This is a genomic window from Streptomyces sp. MH60, from assembly GCF_002939385.1.
Lineage (GTDB): Bacteria > Actinomycetota > Actinomycetes > Streptomycetales > Streptomycetaceae > Streptomyces.
This window is the reverse complement of the sequence record NZ_MULI01000045.1, coordinates 51,685-58,263: the sequence shown is the minus strand read 5'-3', so window position 1 is coordinate 58,263 and position 6,579 is coordinate 51,685. Positions and strand designations below refer to the sequence as shown.

The 6,579-nt window shown below is 73.2% G+C and carries 7 protein-coding genes and 2 pseudogenes; 4 read left to right on the top strand and 5 right to left on the bottom strand.

What is annotated here, in order from left to right:
- The coding region (locus BZZ08_RS24760) for a helix-turn-helix domain-containing protein (protein ID WP_133169221.1) at positions 1 to 370 on the bottom strand (370 nt) is incomplete at its 3' end.
- Positions 371 to 588: 218 nt separating this feature from the next.
- Here BZZ08_RS24760 and BZZ08_RS24755 point away from each other — a divergent pair.
- Together BZZ08_RS24755 and BZZ08_RS24750 are read left to right on the top strand one after the other, a co-directional pair.
- The gene (locus tag BZZ08_RS24755; RefSeq protein ID WP_104634466.1) at positions 589 to 1,311 is read left to right on the top strand and encodes a lysophospholipid acyltransferase family protein; all 723 of its coding nucleotides are present in this window, start codon (positions 589 to 591) and stop codon (positions 1,309 to 1,311) included.
- Positions 1,312 to 1,389: 78 nt separating this feature from the next.
- Positions 1,390 to 2,415 (top strand): NAD-dependent epimerase/dehydratase family protein, encoded by a 1,026-nt coding sequence (locus BZZ08_RS24750; RefSeq protein WP_104634465.1) that lies wholly within the window; start codon positions 1,390 to 1,392, stop codon positions 2,413 to 2,415.
- A gap of 65 nt (positions 2,416 to 2,480) precedes the next feature.
- Here the strand turns inward: BZZ08_RS24750 and BZZ08_RS24745 are convergent, their stop codons facing one another.
- The 4 genes and pseudogenes from BZZ08_RS24745 to BZZ08_RS24730 all read right to left on the bottom strand — a co-directional run bounded on the left by BZZ08_RS24745 (position 2,481) and on the right by BZZ08_RS24730 (position 5,055).
- On the bottom strand, positions 2,481 to 4,094 hold the full coding sequence (locus BZZ08_RS24745) for an alpha/beta hydrolase (RefSeq protein WP_104634471.1): 1,614 nt from the start codon (positions 4,092 to 4,094) through the stop codon (positions 2,481 to 2,483).
- A 156-nt stretch (positions 4,095 to 4,250) separates the two neighbouring features.
- Positions 4,251 to 4,519 (bottom strand): annotated as a pseudogene (locus BZZ08_RS24740) (urease accessory protein UreD); the annotation flags it as partial.
- A gap of 7 nt (positions 4,520 to 4,526) precedes the next feature.
- A pseudogene (locus BZZ08_RS39050) lies at positions 4,527 to 4,679 on the bottom strand (urease subunit beta); the annotation flags it as partial.
- A gap of 94 nt (positions 4,680 to 4,773) precedes the next feature.
- The gene (locus BZZ08_RS24730) at positions 4,774 to 5,055 is read right to left on the bottom strand and encodes a type II toxin-antitoxin system Phd/YefM family antitoxin (RefSeq protein ID WP_104634464.1); all 282 of its coding nucleotides are present in this window, start codon (positions 5,053 to 5,055) and stop codon (positions 4,774 to 4,776) included.
- Positions 5,056 to 5,165: 110 nt separating this feature from the next.
- On the opposite strand from BZZ08_RS24730, the gene BZZ08_RS24725 reads away from it, so the two are divergent.
- Together BZZ08_RS24725 and BZZ08_RS24720 are read left to right on the top strand one after the other, a co-directional pair.
- Positions 5,166 to 5,801 carry an ATP-dependent Clp protease proteolytic subunit gene (locus BZZ08_RS24725; RefSeq protein ID WP_104634463.1) on the top strand — a complete coding sequence of 212 codons (636 nt, stop codon included), beginning with the start codon at positions 5,166 to 5,168 and terminating at the stop codon, positions 5,799 to 5,801.
- 7 nt (positions 5,802 to 5,808) lie between these two features.
- Positions 5,809 to 6,117 (top strand): hypothetical protein, encoded by a 309-nt coding sequence (locus BZZ08_RS24720; protein WP_104634462.1) that lies wholly within the window; start codon positions 5,809 to 5,811, stop codon positions 6,115 to 6,117.
- The last annotated feature ends 462 nt before the right edge of the window (positions 6,118 to 6,579 follow it).

The following is a 6,579-nucleotide window of genomic DNA, read 5'->3' as shown; positions in this document are numbered from 1 at the left end:
GCCACAGCCGGGCGTCCGGCGCGCCCTGCCCCGCCGGAGCGTCCGCGCCGGGCAGCGGTGCGAACAGCGCCGGGTCGGCCGGGAACCGGCCCGGCGGCCCGGGTACCTCGCGCGGCGCGGCGACCATCGCGGCCAGCTCCCCGCCCGTCTCCAGCACCGCGTCGAGCCTCCGCACCAGGCCGACGGGCGGCTCGCGCAGACCCGCCTCGAGTTTGCTCACGGCGGAGTGGTGGTAGCCCACCCGCAGGCCGAGTTGCACCTGCGTGAGCCCGGCCGCCCGGCGCAGGGCGCGCAACTTCCGCCCGAACTCCGCCCACGGAGCCCCGGCCGCCCGAGCCGGTCCGGCCGCCCGAGCCGGTCCACCGGTCATCCGCCCTCCCCCCGGTCGCGCCCCCGCCGCGGGCCGTGCGCCACCCGGGCTTCGCGCCTTCCGCCACCGGACAGCACAGAGGAGGCCGGCGTGTCACGTCAATCAAGTTGACCGAAGAGCGGCCGAACCGGTCCCGTCCGGTTTCGGCGCGGTCGGGCTACGATCGATCACCGGTCGCGGACGACCGGCCGAGAGCCCGGAGAACTGGGAGTCACACCGTGTTCTACTACGTGCTCAAGTACGTACTGCTGGGCCCGCTGCTGAGGGTCGTCTTCCGTCCCCGGATCGAGGGCCTGGACCATGTGCCGGGTTCGGGGGCGGCCATCGTCGCGGGCAACCACCTCTCCTTCTCGGACCACTTCCTCATGCCCGCGGTGCTCAAGCGCCGCATCACCTTCCTCGCCAAGGCCGAGTACTTCACCGGGCCGGGCCTCAAGGGCAGGCTGACCGCGTTCTTCTTCCGCAGCGCGGGGCAGATCCCCGTGGACCGCTCCGGCAAGGAGGCGGGGCAGGCCGCGATCCGCGAGGGGCTCGGCGTGCTGGGCAGGGGCGAGTTGCTCGGCATCTACCCGGAGGGCACCCGCTCGCACGACGGCCGGCTCTACAAGGGCAAGGTCGGCGTCGCGGTGATGGCGCTCAGGGCCGGGGTACCGGTCGTGCCCTGCGCGATGATCGGCACCTTCGAGGCGCAGCCGCCGGGCCGGAAGATCCCGAAGGTGCACCCGGTGGTCATCCGCTTCGGCGAACCCCTCGACTTCTCCCGCTACGCGGGCATGGAGGGCGAGAAGGCCGTGCTGCGCGCCGTCACCGACGAGATCGTGTACGCGATCCTGTCCTTGTCCGGTCAGGAGTACGTGGACCGGTACGCGGCCGACGTGAAGGCCGAGGAGGCCCAGAAGGCGGCGCAGGGCCGCAAGTTCCCCCGGCTGCCGCACCGCTAGATCGGGCCCCGGGGTTCCGTCGTCTGCCGTCGGCAGAAGAGCGTGGCCGACCGGTGACGGGACGCCTACCGTCACCGTATGACACGTGCAGTGGTGATCGGGGCGACGGGACAGATCGGACGGGCGGCGGTCGACGCGCTGGCCCGGGACGGCTGGGAGGTGACGGCGGTCTCGCGGGGCGGCGACCGGGTCGCGGGGTGGCCGCAGGACGTACGGGTGGCGCGGGCCGACCGGGAGGACGACGCGGCGCTGTCGGCGGCGGTGGGCGAGGGCTGCGACGTCCTGGTGGACATGGTGGCCTACGGGGAGCGGGAGGCGCGGCAGTTGGTGTCGCTCGCCGGGCGGGTCGGGTCGGCGGTGGTGATCTCCAGCGTCTCGGTCTACGAGGACGACAAGGGCCGCAACTTCGACACGCAGGCCGAGCCCGACGGCTTCCCCGAGTACCCGGTGCCGCTCCCGGAGACGCAGCGCACCGTCCGCCCGGGCGACGGCACCTACAGCACCGGCAAGGCGGCGCTGGAGCGGGAACTCCTCGCGGCGGGCGACCGGTTGCCGGTGACGCTGCTGCGGGCGGGCGCGATCCACGGCCCGTACTGCCGGACTCCGCGCGAGCTGTACTTCGTCAAGCGCAACCTCGACGGCAGGCGCCGGCGCGTGCTCGCGTACGGCGGTGCGAGCCGCTTCCACCCGGCGGGCGTGCGCAACATCGCGGAGCTGATCCGGCTGGCCGCCCCGCGGCCGGGCACCCGCGTCCTGAACGCGGTGGACCCCGACGCCCCGACGGTGGCGGAGATCGCGGCGGCGATCGACGCGGTGATGGGTGTCGAGACGCAGAACGTGCTGCTGGACGGCCCGCCGGTGGACGGCGTGGGCGACACCCCGTGGAGCGTGCCCGCGCCGGTGGTCTGCGACATGAGCGCGGCGCGGGAGGAGTTGGGCTACCGGCCGGTGGCCCGGTACGCCGACACCCTGCCGGAGACGGTGGCCTTCATCGAGGAGTCCCTGGCGGGGCGGGACTGGCGGGAGGCGTACCCGAAGATGTTCCGGGCGTACGGCGACCTCTTCGACTACGCGGCGGAGGACGCCTGGGCCGACGGACGGTAGCGGCCTGCCGGGAGGGGGCGACCGGTCCGACCGGTCGCCCCCTCCCTCCCTGTCCGTCCGCCGGGTTACGGCGTGGGCGTGGCGTGCGGCGCGCAGGTCACGTCGCGGGCGTCCACCTTGCCGGTGAGCAGGTAGGTGTCGACCCGGTCGTTGACGCACGGGTTGACCAGCCCGGTGACGCCGTGCGAACCGGCGTCCCGCTCGGTGATGAGCCGGGAGCCCTCGAACCGCTGGTGCAGTTCGACGGCGCCCTCGTACGGGGTGGCCGCGTCGCGTTCGGACTGGACGATCAGCACCGGCGGGAGTCCCTTGCCGGTCTTGACGTCCGGCGGGGTCTGCTGCTTGACCGGCCAGGTGGCGCAGGGCAGGTTCATCCAGGCGTTGGCCCAGGTCATGAACGGGTGGTCGCGGTGCAGCCGGGTGTTGTCCCGGTCCCAGGTGTTCCAGTCGGTGGGCCACTTGGCGTCGGTGCACTCGACGGCCGTGTAGACGGCGTTGCCGTTCTCCGCGGAGGCGTTGCCCGCCGTGTCGGACAGGTCGGGTGCGGCGGCGTCGACGAGGGCCTGGGTGTCACCGGCGACGTACTTGCTGAAGATCTCGGCGGTCGGCGCCCAGGCGGAGTCGTAGTACGGGGCGCTCTGGAAGAAGGAGATCAGCTCGGCCGGTCCGACGACGCCGCCCAGCGGCTCCTTCGCGGCGGTGGCGCGCAGCTTCAGCCACTGGTCCTGGACCTCGGCGCGGGTGTCGCCGAGGTGGTAGGCGGCGTCGTTCGCGGCCACCCAGTCCTGCCAGTCCTTCCAGCGGCCCTCGAAGGCGACGTCCTGGTCCAGGTTGGCCTGGTACCAGATCTTGTCGCGGGACGGGTTGACGACGCTGTCGACGACCATGCGGCGGACGTGGCCCGGGAAGAGGGTGCCGTAGACGGCGCCGAGGTAGGTGCCGTAGGAGACGCCGAGGTAGTTGAGCTTCTTCTCGCCGAGCGCGGCGCGGATGACGTCGAGGTCGCGCGCGGTGTTCGGCGTGGTCATGTGCGGGAGCATGTCGCCGCTGCGTTCGAGGCAGCCCTCGGCGTACTCGCGGGCGAGCTTGCGCTGGGCGAGCTTGTCCGCCTCCGAGCCGGGCACGGGGTCGGCCTTGGGCGCCTTGACGAACTCCTGCGGGTCGACGCAGGAGATGGGCGCGGAATGGCCGACGCCGCGCGGGTCGAAGCCGACGAAGTCGTAGGCCTTGGCCGTCTTGGCCCACACCGCGCTCTTGCTCGTGACGCGGGCCGGGAAGCGCAGGCCGGAGGCGCCGGGGCCGCCGGGGTTGTAGACGAGCGCGCCCTGGCGCTCGCTCTTGGCGCCGGTGTTGCCGATCCGGTCGACGGCGAGCTTGATCTGCTTGCCGAACGGCTTGGCGTAGTCCAGCGGCACCGTGACGTAGCCGCACTGGATGGGCTTCGGCAGGTTCCAGTCGGCGGCGCAGTCCTGCCAGTCGATGCCGGCCCGGGAGGCGCGGGCGGCGGCGATGGCGGCACCGCGCGCCTCCCGGTCCCAGCCCCGCGCGTGCCCGTGGCCGTCGGCCGGGGTGGCGCTCGCGGCGGGCGCCGAGACGGCGCCGGCTATCAGCGTGGCGGTGACCAGCGCTCCGGCCGTGCCGAACGCGGTCGTCCTGCGCCGCATGCTGCTCGTGCTCAAGTGGCCCTCCCCGTACGTGTTCGCGACAAGTACGGGGATCCTCGCGGCTGTGGGATTCCTGAGAACAGAGCCAGTGCTACTTCTTTGCCAATCCGATAAACGGAGAAAGGCGTTCGATCGGCGGACCCTCCGGCCGACTCGCCGACGGGAACCTCGGTCCAGCGAGGCCAGCACCCTGTCCAGCAGCCGCCGCAGCCACGGCGCGGCCGGTGCCACGGCGGTCACCAGCGCGGCCGGTCCGGCGAGCGGCAGGACGGCCGCGCCCTCCTCGAACGCGCGCGCCGCCGGCGGTTCGGTGGCGAACCCGGGCCGTACGACGACCAGCCGGCCGACCGACCGACCGCACGGTGTCCCGCCGGCCCGGCGGGCCCGTCCCAGCCGCCGGGCGCCCCGGGCCCGCACGCCAGCTCCTGGTCGAGGACGCCCGTTCAGGCCGAAGGGGGGTCCACGCAGACCGACGACGACACGGGCGTCCGCGAGGGGGACCAGCGGTACGTCGACGGGGATGCCGGGCTAGAACCGGACGGCGGTGCCGGCGGCGATGTCCAGCCGCCTGCCGTGCGCCGCGGCGCGGCCGAACTCGAGGCGTCCCGCTGGATCAGCTCACCCGGTTGCGACCGATTGAGTACCGATGCCGTCGGCGGCCTCCCGCATGCCCGCGCCCGGACCCATGGCCGCCCTAGGACGGGTTCGGCCCCCGGTGCTCCGCGGCAATGCCGAAGCGCTGGTGCTCGCGGGGTGGCGCGGCGGCCGGGTCGTGGACCGCGGCGACCGAGGTGATCACCCGACCCTCCGGGGACTCCTGGACCTCTTCCAGTCGCTCCAGGTCGGAGGCGGAGACGAGGGCGACGAGAGGCTTGCCGTGCCGCGTCACGACGACGCGCTCGCCGCCGTACACCACCCGGTTGATCAGGTCGGCGAGCTCAGCCCTGGCTTGCGTCACCGGAATCTCGTAGGCCATGACCCCAGCTTACGGTTCCGCCGAATCCACTCCTGAAAAGCGTACGTCCTGTACGTTTTTTACGGAGAGAGCGCAGCCGAACACGGCTCTGCCACGAGGAGGGGTTCGTCATGACCCGACCGTCCGCCCGCCATGTCCTGCCCGAGTTCACCGAACGCACGAGTTCCGGGACCCGGACGTCGGACCCGTACTCCAAGCTGCTCCAGGAGCGGATCGTCTTCCTCGGGACACCGGTCGACGAGACCTCCGCGAACGACGTGATGGCGCAGTTCATGTACCTGGAGCACCAGGCACCGGACCGGGACATCGAGCTCTACGTCAACTCGCCCGGCGGCTCCTTCACCGCCATGACGGCGATCTACGACACGATGCGCTACGTCGCCTGCGACGTGGCGACGACCTGCCTCGGGCAGGCCGGTCCGTCCGCCGCGGTGCTGCTGGCGGCGGGCACCCCCGGCAAGCGCGCCGTCCTGCCGGGCGCCCGGGTGGTGATCCACCAGCCGGCGCTCACCGCACCGGTGGAGGGGCAGGCGAGCGACCTGGCCGTCCACGCCGACGAGTTGGTCCGCATCCGCGCCCGCCTGGAGGAGATCCTCGTACGGCACACGGGCCGCAGCCCCGAGCAGGTGTCCGCGGACATCGAGCGGGAAACGGTCCTCGACGCCCGACAGGCGGTGGAGTACGGCCTGGTGGACCGGATCGTGCCCGCCCGCGGTACCCCGCCCGCCTCGCCCGGCGCGAGGTGATCCGCCCGTGCTGCCACCCGAGTTGCCCCCGCTGCCGGCCCTGACCCGCGCCGAGGCCGAGGTCATCGACCGCTATCTGGACGTCGTCGACCTGCTCGGACGCATCAACCCCGGGCGGGACGGCCACACCTACGGCGGGCTGCGGGCCGCCCAGGCGCTGGTCGGCAAGGCGGCGGCGCTGCGTGACGCGCTGGCGCTGATGCACCGGCGCGGCGAGACGGAGGTGCACGCCGCCACCCTGGCCCGGGCGCTGCGGGTGCTGGACGGAGAGCGGCGGACGGCACGGGTCGGCCTTCCGCCGCGCTCCGGGAGTTGAGGAGGCCCGCGTCGACTGCGACTCGGCGCAGGGGCCGACTCGGCGCCGGGTCGAAACGGACCAAACGGCGTACCGCCTTTCGGCGTAGGGACACCTCCGATTCATGACCGGTCGAAGTTGCGGCGCCCCCGCGCCCGGCCGGTGCGACGCACCCCTCCGCCGCTGGTCCCGGGCCCGTCACCGTGCCCGGCGGCATGTCGAACACGGGGTGGCGACCCGAACGGGTGAGTGGGATGTAACAACACAAAGGGCACGTTCCGTTGGGATTTTCCCTTCGGACGGGACGAGAATCCGTGACTGACGACAAGCCCCCGCCGCAGCGGCGGGGCGGTCCGGGCGGACGCCGAGTCCTGCCGCCGTCCGGACGACCGGTCGCGAGGGAAGTGGATCGGCAGGAGTGGAGGACCCGAGCACGACGGGTCGCCGGCACGGCCGCCTCCGCGAGAGGTGCCGGGCCGAGCG